The organism is Lysinibacillus sp. FSL K6-1151, from assembly GCF_038630755.1.
GTDB classification, from domain to species: Bacteria; Bacillota; Bacilli; order Bacillales_A; family Planococcaceae; genus Lysinibacillus; species Lysinibacillus fusiformis_D.
In genome coordinates this window covers 692,193-706,758 of sequence record NZ_CP152040.1, presented here as the reverse complement: position 1 = coordinate 706,758, position 14,566 = coordinate 692,193, and the positions used below count along the sequence as shown (strand labels likewise).

13 protein-coding genes are annotated in these 14,566 nt (G+C 34.0%); all 13 read right to left on the bottom strand.

Annotated elements, in window-relative coordinates:
* Positions 1–9: 9 nt before the first annotated feature.
* Positions 10–2,502: a flagellar filament capping protein FliD gene (fliD, locus tag MHI04_RS03255; RefSeq protein WP_271912410.1), complete on the bottom strand. Its 2,493-nt coding sequence runs from the start codon at positions 2,500–2,502 to the stop codon at positions 10–12.
* Between the two features lie 21 nt (positions 2,503–2,523).
* The gene (gene flaG / locus MHI04_RS03250; protein ID WP_089934818.1) at positions 2,524–2,913 is read right to left on the bottom strand and encodes a flagellar protein FlaG; all 390 of its coding nucleotides are present in this window, start codon (positions 2,911–2,913) and stop codon (positions 2,524–2,526) included.
* A gap of 200 nt (positions 2,914–3,113) precedes the next feature.
* Entirely contained in the window at positions 3,114–4,334 is a 1,221-nt protein-coding gene (gene fliB / locus MHI04_RS03245) for a flagellin lysine-N-methylase (RefSeq protein ID WP_271912407.1), read from the bottom strand.
* Positions 4,335–4,528: 194 nt separating this feature from the next.
* A complete protein-coding gene (gene pseC / locus MHI04_RS03240; protein ID WP_271912405.1) occupies positions 4,529–5,659 on the bottom strand; it encodes a UDP-4-amino-4,6-dideoxy-N-acetyl-beta-L-altrosamine transaminase in 1,131 nt (376 codons plus the stop codon).
* The gene (pseI, locus tag MHI04_RS03235; protein ID WP_271912403.1) at positions 5,656–6,702 is read right to left on the bottom strand and encodes a pseudaminic acid synthase; all 1,047 of its coding nucleotides are present in this window, start codon (positions 6,700–6,702) and stop codon (positions 5,656–5,658) included. Before pseI ends, pseC begins: the two co-directional genes overlap by 4 nt.
* Positions 6,699–7,658 carry a UDP-2,4-diacetamido-2,4,6-trideoxy-beta-L-altropyranose hydrolase gene (gene pseG, locus MHI04_RS03230; protein ID WP_089934813.1) on the bottom strand — a complete coding sequence of 320 codons (960 nt, stop codon included), beginning with the start codon at positions 7,656–7,658 and terminating at the stop codon, positions 6,699–6,701. Before pseG ends, pseI begins: the two co-directional genes overlap by 4 nt.
* Positions 7,658–8,380, bottom strand: coding sequence for a glycosyltransferase family protein (locus MHI04_RS03225; protein ID WP_101966440.1), 723 nt, complete (start codon positions 8,378–8,380; stop codon positions 7,658–7,660). Before MHI04_RS03225 ends, pseG begins: the two co-directional genes overlap by 1 nt.
* Positions 8,381–8,395: 15 nt before the next feature.
* The gene (locus MHI04_RS03220; protein ID WP_089934811.1) at positions 8,396–9,568 is read right to left on the bottom strand and encodes an acyl-CoA reductase; all 1,173 of its coding nucleotides are present in this window, start codon (positions 9,566–9,568) and stop codon (positions 8,396–8,398) included.
* A complete protein-coding gene (locus MHI04_RS03215) occupies positions 9,565–10,626 on the bottom strand; it encodes an acyl-protein synthetase (protein ID WP_089934807.1) in 1,062 nt (353 codons plus the stop codon). The genes MHI04_RS03220 and MHI04_RS03215 overlap by 4 nt, the downstream gene beginning before the upstream one ends.
* Positions 10,623–11,957, bottom strand: a complete 1,335-nt coding sequence (locus MHI04_RS03210; RefSeq protein WP_089934803.1) for an AMP-binding protein — start codon at positions 11,955–11,957, stop codon at positions 10,623–10,625. Before MHI04_RS03210 ends, MHI04_RS03215 begins: the two co-directional genes overlap by 4 nt.
* 58 nt (positions 11,958–12,015) lie before the next feature.
* A complete protein-coding gene (locus tag MHI04_RS03205; protein WP_089934798.1) occupies positions 12,016–12,987 on the bottom strand; it encodes a transketolase C-terminal domain-containing protein in 972 nt (323 codons plus the stop codon).
* Positions 12,980–13,810 (bottom strand): transketolase, encoded by an 831-nt coding sequence (locus MHI04_RS03200; RefSeq protein ID WP_089934797.1) that lies wholly within the window; start codon positions 13,808–13,810, stop codon positions 12,980–12,982. The genes MHI04_RS03205 and MHI04_RS03200 overlap by 8 nt, the downstream gene beginning before the upstream one ends.
* On the bottom strand, positions 13,803–14,558 hold the full coding sequence (locus tag MHI04_RS03195; RefSeq protein ID WP_089934796.1) for an SDR family oxidoreductase: 756 nt from the start codon (positions 14,556–14,558) through the stop codon (positions 13,803–13,805). The genes MHI04_RS03200 and MHI04_RS03195 overlap by 8 nt, the downstream gene beginning before the upstream one ends.
* Between the last annotated feature and the right edge of the window lie 8 nt (positions 14,559–14,566).

Here is a 14,566-nt window from a genome sequence, read left to right as displayed (position 1 = left end):
TTAGAAGCCTCAGCCTTGCATGAACATGCTGGATTGTTGATTTGCTTTATTTATTGCTTGCTCCATTGCTGTGAATTGCTTCCAATAGCGAGATTCTATATCCTCTAGTTTTCTCTTCCAAGTACTAATTCGACTTTCTGTATCCATTAGGTTATTTCCGATTGCATATTGAGCGTCTGTCATCGTAGAACGTCCAGCTTTTTTTTCAATAGTAATTTCAAAAGTTTTCATCGATTCACGTAGTTTTTCTAAATAACCTCGTGTATCGACTGTTTTTCCATCTACTACATCATCTTTTTTACCTTCACTATTTTTAAAGAGTTTTTCAACTGCATCAGGATCTTCTTCTAATACTTTTCGTAATTTTGTTTCATCAATTTCTAATGTACCGCCATCATTATAGTTTTTTGATGTTGTAATCCCAATACTGAAAAGGGTATTATATTTTGAATCAATACCAGGATTTGATTGATATACTAAAGAACGCATACCCGAAAGCCCTTCACGAATAAGAGTATCACCTCTTAATAACCCACTCTTCGCTTTTTCTTCCCAAAGCTTAATCTCATTTTCTGACATGTCTTCTCTTTGCTCACTAGTCAATGGCGTATAATCACGATATTTAGTTTCTTTTGTTTGATCATTTAAATCTTTGATAAAACCGTTATAAGTAGTGATAAACTCCTTAATTTTAGCCATGATGTCATCAACATCTGTTGTGGAAGTCATTGTGACTGCTTGTGCTTTTTGAGCAGCATTTACTTTATCTTCGTCAACGATTTTACCACCACTACCATCATCCTTTAAAATACCTGCCGCATTTGCATCTGCTGTTGCTGCCTTTTCGGTATTAGTTGCTTCTGTTAAACGAGTTTGAGCTGCTTTCTCTTCAGCATCGGCAGTTAAATACTCTGAACGTTTAATATTCTGATCCGCCAAATCATAGAATTGACCTTTTTCTTCTGGGGATAAGCTATTCCAAACCTCTTTTTGTTTTTCTGTTAAATCCTCAACCTTTTTAGATCCATCTTGCAAACCTTTAATTAACGCATCTCCAAATTGATTATACTTTTGTTTTAAATCCTCAGCTTGAGCTTTTTCTTGATAAGTTTTTAAAGTTGCTGAATCTGTTGCTATTAAATTAGTTAAATCATCTTTACTTAAAGATTTTAACGCATCTTTTACTTCTTTTGTAAATTCAGGATTATCATCTATATCTTTATGAATTTTATCAATTGAATCATTACTGTCATATGAGAAACGTTTTAATGCATCGATGGCATTTTGATCAAAATCTTTTAATTTTGCACCATACTTTTCGTACTCTGCTTGAGCTTTAAAATCTGTAAGCTGATCTTTGTTTGAAAATAAAACATCTAACACATCATTAGATAAATCCTTTAATTTCGCTTTGCTTTCATCACTTAAAGAGCTTCCATCTAGATTATCTTTAATACCTTGTGCAGATGATTGGTTTTTAATGTAATTTATTTCATCAGTTGATAAATTTCTCCACGCATTATTTCCAAGTTTGTTATATTGCACTTGTTGTGACAAAGATAAAGTATTACCAAAAGCATTTTTATAAGCAGTTTCATGGTTAGCTGTATAGCTATTAATATCACTAGCACCATAAGCATTTTGTTTTGTAGTAAGATTTGCTTGTTTATTTGCTAAATTAGTAGTAGCATTTTTTAATTCTTCCACAGCAGCTTTATATTTATCTGCAATCGTTTGGAGGCCGTTGAATGTATCTTTTAACGTTACATTATAACCCGAAATCGTAAACGTATTTGTTGTTCTTTCTGTTGCTATACCATTCACAGTGAAAATAGCATTTTTTCCTTCTGTATTTTGAACTTTATTAGGATCAGCAAACCCTAACTTGTTGAAAATATCTAAACCACCTACAACTTTGATTTCATCATCACCTTTAACATCACCAGTGTTTTTGGCAGTAAAGGAGAATCGACCATTTTCAAATACAGCACTAATTCCTGCATTACTAGAATTCACTTTACTAATAAATTGATCAACTGTCATATCAGAAGTAATTTCAATCTTTGTTGCCTCACTCGCTAATTGACCGTTGGTTTGAATGGCTTTAAATTCTATAGTTCCTGTTGCTCCTAAATCGGACATTTTCGTAGTTCCTACAGCATTAACTTGATCACCAACTTTACGAGCTGCTGTAGCTAATTGGGAAACACCCTCGATTGACAGTGTTCCTGAAGCACTTCCTGTTGCAGTTGCAGATACTAAGTTAGAATTAGAACTAGCTGCCGTTTTAGAAATAAGACTTTTTAGTACTAGATTATCTGATATATAAGTATCAAATGTTTTTAGCTTTGTATTAACACTTCGATATGCGTCACGTTGCCACTCGTACGTTTGTTTCTTTTGATATAACTTGTTTAAAGGTGCTCTTTCCGCATTCATTAATTTTTTTACTATTGAATCTATATCCATTCCTGAAGCTAAACCGCCGATTCTATTTACCATTATATTTCCTCCTAAATATTCTTATATTTTTTCGTCCACAATCATCCCTAATAACTTTTGCATCTCATAATATGCGTCTAAAAGTTTTTTTGGAGGGATCTCTTTTACGACTTCTTCTGTTTGGGTATCAACAACTTGTACAAAATAACGATCTAAACCGTCATGTAACACAAATTTAGAAGCATTATGATTGATTTGCAAAAATTCATTCACAGTATCTACTACATTTTGCAACTTTTCTTTAGATACCTCTTGACCCTCAGCAACTGGTATTTTTTCTCCTTGTGATTGCGTTATTAACTGAGATTTAATAGTAGTCATCGTAGTTTCTTCTATAATAGCTTTCTTAGAAGATGTTGATGACGTTGCAGTTCCCACATCTGTAGATTGTCCTTGAGCTGCAATACGCATAATATGTAACCTCCCAAACATTTCGTATTCTTATATCTAGTATCGGAAGTTTTTAGAAATGTTTCACCTTTTTACAGCAAACTACTTTAGATGATACCTTTCTCAAAAAAACCCCTTATTCAGATGATATTTACCTGAATAAGGGGCTTCTTTGAATCTTTAACTATTATAAAAAGCATTTATAAAAAATTACGGTAGCTCTACTTACTAATCATGACAAACATATGCCCCATTGTTGTATAACCTAAATTCATCATACCCTCACGAACATCTAGCAAATAAGATGGGGTATGTTCAATCACCTTCGCAAGCTGTTGTACACATTCAATAAACATTTCTTGTGTTAATTGTTGTTGTTTAGCGGCCATACCAATTAGATGCAACTTAATTAACGTAAAATTGACAACAAGCATCATATAACTTTCAAAGAATGTCTTACAATCATAGGGAAATAGATTTTTAAATACATAGTTCACCATGTAATTTTCAAACATATATTCATTTTCTTTAATAAATGGTTCATATATATTAGTATAGGATTCTTTGTATTTCAATACTGTTGCTTCCATATCACGTAATTCTTTTTCTTCATCCTCTTCCAAAGCTAAGCCTTCTATTAATTGATGAAGAATAGTGATATATTTTTCTGAAGCAATACCACTTGTAATACGAAGGCGAATTAATGCACGTGCTAAATTCAATTGAAAATTTAAATTACCCTTAATATCTTCTAACGATTTAATATATTCATCGTTATCTAAACGATTTAGATAATCTTGCATTATCATTTGTAATTCTTGTTCCAATTCATTCGGTTTTAATTGTTCAATTTTTTGTATGAATAGCCCTAAAATAATTAAACGAATCTCAATAGGTTGTTGGCGACTTTGAAGAAGCTGAATTGTAAAAATACGCAAATCCCAAAAATGAGGGTGTTTTTCTAATTTTAGGTCCTTATTTATTAGTCCACGCGTATTTTTTGGTTCTTCTGTCTCTATAAAACCGATTCCATCTTTACGTAATAGAACAATTCGTGCTGCCTCTGGGCAAGACAATGTTAAACTTTTTTCTGTTACATTCCCTACACTTGTAAGGAATCGAGGATAAACAGCACAAGTATTACATAAAAACTCTTCTCCTAATTCTTTATGAATACTACATAACCCGTCCTCTAACATCATATGACAGTTTTTATTATCATCTAAAATGAACTTTGCATAATTAGAGTCATCATGACCTTTACGATTTCGTTTTACATATTTTAATAGTTTTTCTGCCATCTCCGGCTGACGCACTTTACGATACGCTTGATATGTTTTCTTTTCAACTGTTATATTCCAACCAGCACAACAAGTATCTTCACAAGCACTACCTATACAACTAAAATCTTCTATATATTCAGGAACTAAAATAGGTCTCATTTCCTACACCCTTTTTATAATTTAATATTAATATACATTATTTTTTTAATCTGAACATATGCTTACTTTTCTTTTTTGAATAATTTATTGATAGTTTTAAAAATAGATAGTGGTATCTTCTATTAATTGTTCTCACTCTATTCAACTACAGTTAATATAAATGATAAACTTCATATTAAAAGAATACTTCCTCATCAAATGTATTCTTTTAATATACTCACTATATAGTTAATATCTTCATCAGTTAAACGAGGATGTATAGGCAATGTTAACGCTTTTTTATACCATTCCTCTGCTACTGGGCATAGTCCTTGCTCATAACCAAGCTTTTGATAATACGGATGCCAATAAACAGGTATGTAATGAACATGGACACCAATATTTGCAGCTCGCATAGCATTAAATACTTGTTTCCGATTTGCTTCATCTAATTGAATCATGTACAAATGCCAGCCAGATTCAGTATCCTCTAGTTGCTTCGGTATTGTAATTCCAGTCACATTTCCTAATGCTTCATTGTACTTTGCAGCAATTTCTTGTCTCCGCTTAATAAAATAATCAAGTTTCTTCATTTGTGAAACACCAAGGGCTGCCTGTAAATCTGTCATACGAAAATTATAACCTAATTCTGTCATTTCATAATACCAGTCACCTTGTTCTTCAGCATAAGCTGTTGGCTCAATTCCATGACTTCTGAACTTTACTAGTTTTTTATAATAATTTTCGTTATTTGTAACAACTATGCCACCTTCTGCTGTTGTCACAGGCTTTACAGGGTGAAAACTAAACATTGTCATATCCGCCTGTGTTCCAACCTTTCGCCCTTTATAACTAGCACCAAATGAATGAGCACCATCTTCAATTACGACGAGTTCATGCTTCCTTGCGATATCCATAATGACATCTATATCAACAGGTTGTCCTGTAAAATCCACTGGAATAATTGCCTTTGTTTTTGATGTAATTTTAGAACGTATTTGTTCAGGGTTAATATTATAAGTACGTTCATCGATGTCCGCAAAAACAACTGTTCCGCCAACATAGCGTACACAGTTTGCACTTGCAGCAAAGGTAATAGGAGACGTAATGACCTCATCCCCTTCATCAATTCCAGCAGCATAACAAGCACCATGTAAAGCTGCTGTTCCATTGCAGAATGCTACTGCATATTTTGAACCAACATAAGCTGCCACAGCTTGCTCAAACTGTGCAATTTTCGGTCCTTGAGTTAAGTTTGGTGAACGCAATGTTTCAATAACTGCTTGAATATCATCTTCATCTATACTTTGACTGCCATATGAGATAAATCGAGGTGAATCAATCATAGTAATAAATCCCAACTTAATGGAGTTCCTTTTTTTACATCACGCTTAATCGATTTACCAATCACTAAATCATAGTACTTCGTTGGCAAACCAAGGCCTGGTCGAACGTTGCGAACATTTTGTTCTGTTAAAATATCACCAGCTTTTAAATCTGAGCCTATATATAAAGAACGTCGGAATTTTGCTGATTCCTTCTCCGCATTTGTTGGTCCATAACTCACATTCCCTAAACTTTGCCATGCACGCTCCGTTTCTTCCACTAACATTTTTAATTCATGTGGTTCCATTGAAAATGCAGAATCAACCCCTCCTTCAGCCCGAGATGTTGTAAAATGCTTTTCAATTACCGTTGCTCCAAGTGCCACTGCAGTAACCGATACACCAACCCCCATTGTATGATCTGATAAACCTACTTCTGTACTAAACATTTCTTTCAAATGTGGTATAGTTACTAAATTTGAATTAGCAGGTGTAGCAGGATATGTACTAGTGCATTTCAGTAATATGATTTGATTATTACCTTCTTCGCGAGCAGCACGAACTGCTTCATCTAGTTCAGCAGCAGTCGCCATACCTGTGGAAATAATCATTGGTTTTCCTGTTCGCGCAACTTTTTTAATTAATGGGATATCTACATTTTCAAATGAGGCAATTTTATATGCTGGTACATTCAATGTTTCCAAGAAATCCACTGCTGTCTCATCAAATGGAGAACTAAAAGCAAGGAGACCAAGTTCTTGTGCTTTTGCAAAAATCTCCTTATGCCATTCCCAAGGTGTATAAGCCTCTTTATATAAATTATATAAAGAATTACCTCTCCAGAGATTTCCATCTTCTTGGATGAAAAACTCACCTGTATGAACGTCTAATGTAATTGTATCAGGTGTATAGGTTTGTAATTTCAGAGCGTCAACACCTGCTTCTGCGGCTAGCTCTACTAAATGTAATGCTCTTTCCAATGATTGATTATGGTTACCTGACATTTCTGCAATAATAAATGGCTTCGTATGACGACCAATTTCTCTATTTCCTATTTTAATCATTTTATCAACTCCAATATTTTATAAACCCACTCATTTGGTTGCTCATTTTGAGTTAGAATAAGCCCTTTTTCACTTAAATCTTTAATCTGTAAATTTTTTAATAACTGTTTATAAGTTTCCGATGTCACGTCTTTATGCCATCCCAGATTAATAACTATGCCAAGTTCTGCAACAAATTCTGTCCCTTCTTTCTGATTATTAGCTACAATAGTACTCGATGAAGGTAGTCCAACATAACAACGTTCCCATGTTGTACTTCCCCCCGCACCAATAGCAAAATCAGCCTGTTGCATTAACTTTGCCATATAATTAATTTGACAGTGATAGTCATACCCACGCTCTTCACAAATCTCCCGAATTTGTTCCTTAAAAACATTACCATTTCCAACAACTACATCAATATGTTTAAACTGAAATTCTTCAAGTGCCTCCAAAATTTTCATCGTCTCATTCGTTGGATCCGAACCGCCCATAAAAATGAGTAAATTTTCAATTTGTTCATTCCTCTTGCGCAATAGCCGTCTTGCATCAATAAACTCATCACGCATAATTAAATATTTTGGACCTAATAGCTTTATACATGCATCAGACACTAAATCGTCATATCGTGATTCAAAATTTGGCAATACATTAGGGTCCAGAAGCAACTCGCAATCATGCTTACGGTTCGCTAAATCATCAATTACCACAATTTTTTTTGTAAATACACGTATTTTGCACTCCCACTCTTTATCAATCCCATAATGATCAATGATATATATGTCTGCTTGCTCTGCTTCAAAAATATTTCCAAAACCTTCACTGATTACGTAATCAATTAGATTTCCAGGTAAATCTTGCATCCAAAAGATTACTTCACATCCATTCACACGCAAATTTTTTGCAACTGTCAAACAACGCATAACATGACCACTACCGATTTCAATAGATGCATCTGTACGAATAATGACTTTCATTAAATCACCGGCTTTTGCTCGATATGAGCATTTAGTTTTGCAACTTCAGGATTATCTTTTAAAAATTGAATCACATCTTTACTTGAAATTAATGGGTTGTTGAAATGCTTTGCCACCTCATAAATCAGTTTATAGTCTTCGATTGTATCTAGCGTAATGCGTAGTTCTGGCGCAATACGATTTGCTGGCGCTTTATATGTAACTGATTCAAATTCTTCAGCAAATTCATAGGCGTAATAAGTAACATGCTCACGATGTCGAGATTCTAGCCCTACTTTATGAATATATAAAAGTGCTTCATATGAAATAAGTTCTACCGCTAATCCTCGAGGTAATTGCCCGTCAATTAACACGATATCTTTACGTTCTTTTAGAATTAATTCTACAATATCACTTGCCATTTCATAGTCAACAAATGGACAATCCGATGTTACACGCATCACATAATCAGGTTTGTATTGCTTTGCACATTGAACATAGCGATCTAATACATCTCCCTCAGAACCTCTGAAATATGCAACTTGTTGCTGTTCACACCAATTTGCAATTGCATCATCCTGTTTTAAAGTACTTGTCGCAACAATAACTTCATTAACACCTTTGATAGCACGACAGCGCGTGATATCGTACCTTAAAACATCTACATCTCCAAGCGGTTTTAAAATTTTCCCTGGCAAACGAGAGGAGCCCATTCTTGCTTGGATAATTACAATTGTTTTCATAGTTAAACTCTCCATTTATAAAATTATTACTTCCCTCGTAAACGATGTTAAGAAACTTTGTCCATCCCAAACACCATCAAAATTTAGCGCTTGCCCGATTGGGACAATTCGATCTATCCCTCGTGTAGAAATTGATTCTACTAATTCCTTTAACTCAGGTTTCTCAAAACCAAAGTATGCAATTGTTTGATCTTTATCGATTATAATTTGTTCTAAGTCTATTAAGTTTTCAACTTCATACTCATAAAACAAGCCACCACCGCAATGCTTTTCACGTACATCTCTTGGCACATCATTTAGCTTTATACGTGAAAAGTTCGTTATAGGTACTACTTTTTCTACATAATTTTCCGCGGCTAATTGTAAACTTGTCGAATATTTCAATACTTGCGTTGCTGCTAATAACTCATGTTGCTTTTTCTGGATTTTACGTTCAAATGCCGTCCAAAAAGATTCTATTTTCTCACCTATCCAAACGATAAGTCTTGGTGATGAACATGCCATTTGGTCAAACCAAAACACATCGTTATAAAATTGCTCAAGTAATGCATCTAGTGCCTCATCATCTAATAACATAACTTTTTCGGAGTTTAATATGGCTAATGAGAATCTGTCTGGAAATGCTAATTCATTTGCTAGTGGTGCAAGGGGAATTTTACGAATGGCTTTTACCGTTTCATCCCCTCCCCAAATAACACGTGTATGACATGTTAGACTGAGCATTTCTGTTGCACTCTCATCATGACCATATGTACAAATTATTATTTGTTCCGCTAACGATTTATAATTAGGTAACTCTTCTAAAATCACTTGTAATAACTCATTTATTTCCGTTTTACTTGAAATACGAATGATATTGCGATTCCCTGCAAGAAGTGACAGCATCCATGAATAAACGAAAATAGTATCAACATTTGAAGGAGCGATATGAAAAGCTGTACCTCGCCCACGAACTACTTTTCCCTTAGTAGCCTTTTCAAACTCTGCTTGCATTTGCTTAATATTTGATTTTCGAAGCCAGTAACCAAGTGCTACAACTTCAGGCATGTATCGCATCCGTACAAAACGCTTCGATAAACTTTGTGTAAAAGCAATTACTTCTTCAGCAAAAGGTTGATTCAATTTTTGATTATTCAAGTTGCATAGTACATTATCAAAATTCCCATTCTTTGGCCAAAATATTTTCACAAACGCACACCTCCTTGAAAAGTATCACTACAACCGCGTAATTCTGCCTTCGGGATACGTCCAACTACACTAAAATACTTTCCTTTCCATCCACATGGACAATCATCAATACCATGAATTGTTCCTAAATCTTCTGTCAATAAAGAATGACCCGGATAACTTTTTGGTAATTCACTCACTACCTGAATTAAACCTTGTTGTCCTACAGGTAAAACATTAAACGTAATCGGATTACGAATAATCACATCAGCATAGCTCGGTGCATGTAAATGTCCTTCATTACACTCTACAAAAATTGAACCGACCTGTTCAACCATGCCATAATAGTTATGTACTTCTTGAATGCCTAATTGCTTACTAAGAAGATGATTAAAAGTCAAAGCATCAACCGCCTCATCCTTAAGCTTTTTCCATCCACCTCCGTGAATAAGTACACTATCACCAAAATTAATATTTAAACCTTTATCTCTTATTTCTTTATAAACGTACTGCCATATCATAAATGTAAAACCAAACAGTAATATACGTTGTCCTTCGTATTCTTTTAAATACGCTTGTAAACCTTCAACATCCAATGTCATATCATCATTTAAAGCATAAAAGTGTTTGCGACCGAAATTAGAGAACCCTAAAATTCCCGCTCCACGTGCACTAAATGATTTTCGATCCTTTAGCACAGATTTCGTATCTAACAGAATCATTGGCAAACGTCTATTACCTAAAATAGGTTTCATCACTTCTACAAGTGCTTTTGTCTGTGCAATCGATGTCTCTTTATCGAGGTAAATTTTAGATACTTGCTGTCCCGTTGTCCCACTTGATGTTAGCACTTTTACAACGTTCTCTTGAGAAACCGATTTTAAATTCATTAGCTTAAACAACTGCACAGGTAAAAATGGTACTTCTTCTAAACAACTTGCTTCTAGTAATGCATTGCTTTTTTCTAGCATTGATTTATATTCATGACAATTTTCAGTGTGCCATCTAGTTAGTTCATTTAATTTAACTACTAGTTCAATTTCTTTCTCGGCCTGTACTAAATGATAAGGGACCGTCATAAACAGCTCTCCTTTAGCTTCATATAATCGGTTTTTCCACTTACAAAACGTGGAATTTCATCAATCACCTTGACTTTAAATGCCGTTTTGTGAAGCTTATATAAATGTTCAATCGCTTCTTTTACTTTTTCAACATAATCAGCTTGTTCAATAGCTACAATTAATTTATCGTCAGATCCAGTACAAGCTAAAGGTATTTGTAGTTCTTCTTCAAGTTTCTTCTCCACATCATCTAAATTAATGCGCAAACCAAATAACTTAATAAAACGCTTCATTCGTCCTGTAATTGTAAAGTATCCATCTTCATCAATGATTGCTGTATCGCCAGTATATAGTACCCCATTAAGTTCATAGCCATTTGCTAAGTCTGATAAATTCTCAGCGTACCCCATCATGACATTAGCACCCATATAAATTAACTCCTCGGTTTCTACATCTATAGAAAGTTTGCCACCAGGAATAGCAATACCAATTGTGCTAGACTTCTCTAATACTTTTTCATAAGGAATATATGAAATACGTGGTGCAGCTTCAGTTTGACCATACATTATGTAAAATCTCTTATTTTGTTCTTTTGCATATTCTGCAAAATGCTTTACAAGCTTTTCATTTAATCGTCCCCCAGCTTGTGTCATTGTCTTTAAATAAGGTAACTCCATTTTTGTAAAGCCTATACGCTGTAACATTTGATATGTAAATGGAACACCTGCAATTGAAGTTGCTTTATGTTTTTTCACAAGTTCCCAAAATGACTTCTCCATCACGCTTTCATCAGTCAATAAAATTGAAGCACCTGCTAAAAGGTGACTATTCACAATCGACATGCCATATGAATAAGAAAGTGGTAGATTCATAACTGCTCGTTCATTTTGATTAATTTTTAGATACTCTATAATAGATTCAGCATTTACCCTAATATTGTCATAGGAAAGACGAACAAACTTTTGGCTACCAGTTGTACCTGAAGTACTTAATAAAATTGCAAGGTCAGGATGAATATTGGTTACTATTTCTTTTGTTCTTATTAATTGATTTTCATTTATTTCATACCCTTCATGGCTCTTTAATCCAATAATCCATTTCGGCTGATATGTTTTTATAATGTTTGCTAGTAATTCATGATTAATACCTTCATTAATCAGCATAACCGCATGCTTGCTATTCATAGCTGAAATATAAGTAGCTAAAATATCTATTGTGTTTTGGCATAGTATCAATATTAACTCTTTGCTTGTACTACGAAATTCAATTTTAGGAATTTCACTAAAAGCATATGTTTGTTCATTTGTAATAATCGCCACATCACTACTCTCTAAATTAAAAAGTTCCATAAGCTCGCTCCTTCTTTATAGGAAAAGGTGTGATAGCATCTACCACACCAATAAATAATTAAATATTATTTAATGTTTCCTTTATACTTTTAGCAACTTTATTAGCAGTTAATCCGTAATAGTCTAGCATCTCTTCATATATTCCTGCTCTGCTATAATCACTAGGTAATCCTATCATTAAGTGAGGAGGCTTTTTAACCTCCATAGCTATTGCTTCGGATATGGCACTACCTAGCCCTCCAGCAATTACATGCTCTTCCATACTTACAAGAAGCTTTTTATCTTTAATAACCATTTTTATACCTTCATTATCTAAAGGTCTGATAGTATGGACATTAATTACTTCAGTATTAATGCCTTCTAATTCTAATAATTCTGCAGCTTTTATTGCCTCACTTATAATGGAACCCGTAGCAAATATCGCGATATCTTCGCCATTTTTCACTGAGATAGTTTTTCCGATTTCAAAATTATAATCCTCTTTATAAATAATTGGAGAGGGCGCTCCACTAGTCAATCGAAGATATACTGGATTGGGATAACTTTCTAGAGCCTCTAATACTTTTACTAATTCAAAAGAATCTGCAGGTGAAATAATTGCTATGTTAGGGATAGCACGAATAACAGCTATATCTTCAAAACTACAATGCATATTACCTATCATACCTAATACTACACCACTAGATAATCCTACCATTCTTACTGGATGTTTCATTTCACCAATATCCATTCGAATTTGTTCTAAACATCTTAGCGTATGGAATGGAGCATATGTTGTTGTATAAACATCAAAACCTTCACTGGCTAAACCAGCGGCTATACCAATCATATTTTGTTCAGCAATTCCTACATCAATAAATTTGTCAGAATGTTGCTTTCTATAACGATCTAAGCCTGCTGGAATAGATACATCTGCTGTTATCACCAATAAATCTTCCTTTTTTTTGGCCTTCTCTAACATGACCATTCCAAATGTGCCTCGTTGACCTAAACGTGCTAACATTTTATGATTTTTTAATGTATTATTCATTTTCTTTCACCTGCTCTTCTATCGCTTCGTTAAATAATTTATCCGTTAGCACAGCATGATGCCAATCAATATTGTGCTCCATAAAAGAAACACCTTTGCCTTTAATAGTATTAGCTATTATTACTCTAGGTTTATGAGAAACACTATCAAATACACTTATTAATGCCTCAATATCATGCCCATCTACAGTGGAGACAGCCCAGCCCATCTCTTCTAGTACTTTCTCCAAATGATTCATTGGTAAAATATCGTTCGTTTTACCACCTAACTGAATACCATTCCGGTCAATAATGACTGTTAAATTATCTAATTTAAAATGTGGAGCAGATAAAAACCCTTCCCAAATCGACCCTTCGTTACTCTCACCATCACCTAATAATACATAAACATGACTTGATAATTGCTTACGTTTTAATCCCATCGCAACACCGATAGCCAATGATAAGCCCATTCCTAAACTACCACTTGTAAATTCAATACCTTTTTTACGATTCATTACTGGATGACCTAAAAAGGCACTACCTGTATTCATAAAACTAGCTAAATCTTCCTCTGTAATAATTCCATTCTCATATAAAGCAGTATAGTAAGCTAATACCCCATGTTCTTTACTTAAAATAAAACGGTCTCTACCTTCGTCTAAAGAATTTTTACTATTAATATTCATAGTGTGACCGTACAAAACAGCTAAAATTTCAATAATGGATAAGCCCGGGCCTACGTGAGCAGCATTATTCCCTGAAGCATTTGCTAATTTCAAAGCATTTATTCTCATATGACTAGCTTGTTTCTTTAATTTTTCTACTAAGCTTGCATTAATCATTAAAAAGTCCCCCATCTACCCGTAATATTTGTCCAGTAATATAGGATGACAAATCAGATGCCAAAAATAACACACTATTTGCAATTTCCTCAGGTCTAGCTAAACGTTTTAAAGCTAAATGACTTTGTAGTTGTGTCAAAAATTCTTTATTTGTGATTGCATTTGATACCATATCGGTTTCTGTAAAACCTGGAGCAATAGCATTTACCCTTATATTAACATTACCTAGTTCATTCGCTATTGTTTTAGTAAAGGCGTTAAATGCAGCCTTACTTGCCGTATAGGAAATCATCCCTTTGTAACTATCATCGGCTGCAATAGATGTAATATTTACAATAGATGCCGCTGTACTTTTTCTCATTAATTTCGTAATATATTGAGTCAATAAAAAAGGGCCATAAAAGTTCACTTTCATTTTTTCTTCAAGTGTTTCCATTGTAGTCATTTGATAAATTGTATCCCCAGCTATCCCAGCATTATTAACTAATATATCAATCGTAGAGAACAGATTTCTTATTTCTTTTATGGCTAATTTAACTTCATCTTCCTTACTAATATCAAAATAGACAGGTGTTATTAGAACACCTGTCTCGTTTTGAAGATTAGTTAAGTAGCTTTCAAATTCCACAGTACTTTTTCGAGCACATGCAATTATATTAGCGCCCTGTTTAGCAAATACAGTTGTAATGGCTTTTCCAATTCCCCGATTACATCCTGTTATAACCGCTACTTTTCCGCTTAAAAGCATACTAACTA

Coding starts and splice junctions, on each gene's coding strand:
- fliD (WP_271912410.1), bottom strand. CDS start 2,502: ATGGTAAATAGAATCGGCGGTTTAGCTTCAGGAATGGATATAGATTCA.
- flaG (WP_089934818.1), bottom strand. CDS start 2,913: ATGCGTATTGCAGCTCAAGGACAATCTACAGATGTGGGAACTGCAACG.
- fliB (WP_271912407.1), bottom strand. CDS start 4,334: ATGAGACCTATTTTAGTTCCTGAATATATAGAAGATTTTAGTTGTATA.
- pseC (WP_271912405.1), bottom strand. CDS start 5,659: ATGATTGATTCACCTCGATTTATCTCATATGGCAGTCAAAGTATAGAT.
- pseI (WP_271912403.1), bottom strand. CDS start 6,702: ATGATTAAAATAGGAAATAGAGAAATTGGTCGTCATACGAAGCCATTT.
- pseG (WP_089934813.1), bottom strand. CDS start 7,658: ATGAAAGTCATTATTCGTACAGATGCATCTATTGAAATCGGTAGTGGT.
- MHI04_RS03225 (WP_101966440.1), bottom strand. CDS start 8,380: ATGAAAACAATTGTAATTATCCAAGCAAGAATGGGCTCCTCTCGTTTG.
- MHI04_RS03215 (WP_089934807.1), bottom strand. CDS start 10,626: ATGACGGTCCCTTATCATTTAGTACAGGCCGAGAAAGAAATTGAACTA.
- MHI04_RS03210 (WP_089934803.1), bottom strand. CDS start 11,957: ATGGAACTTTTTAATTTAGAGAGTAGTGATGTGGCGATTATTACAAAT.
- MHI04_RS03205 (WP_089934798.1), bottom strand. CDS start 12,987: ATGAATAATACATTAAAAAATCATAAAATGTTAGCACGTTTAGGTCAA.
- MHI04_RS03200 (WP_089934797.1), bottom strand. CDS start 13,810: ATGATTAATGCAAGCTTAGTAGAAAAATTAAAGAAACAAGCTAGTCAT.
- MHI04_RS03195 (WP_089934796.1), bottom strand. CDS start 14,558: ATGCTTTTAAGCGGAAAAGTAGCGGTTATAACAGGATGTAATCGGGGA.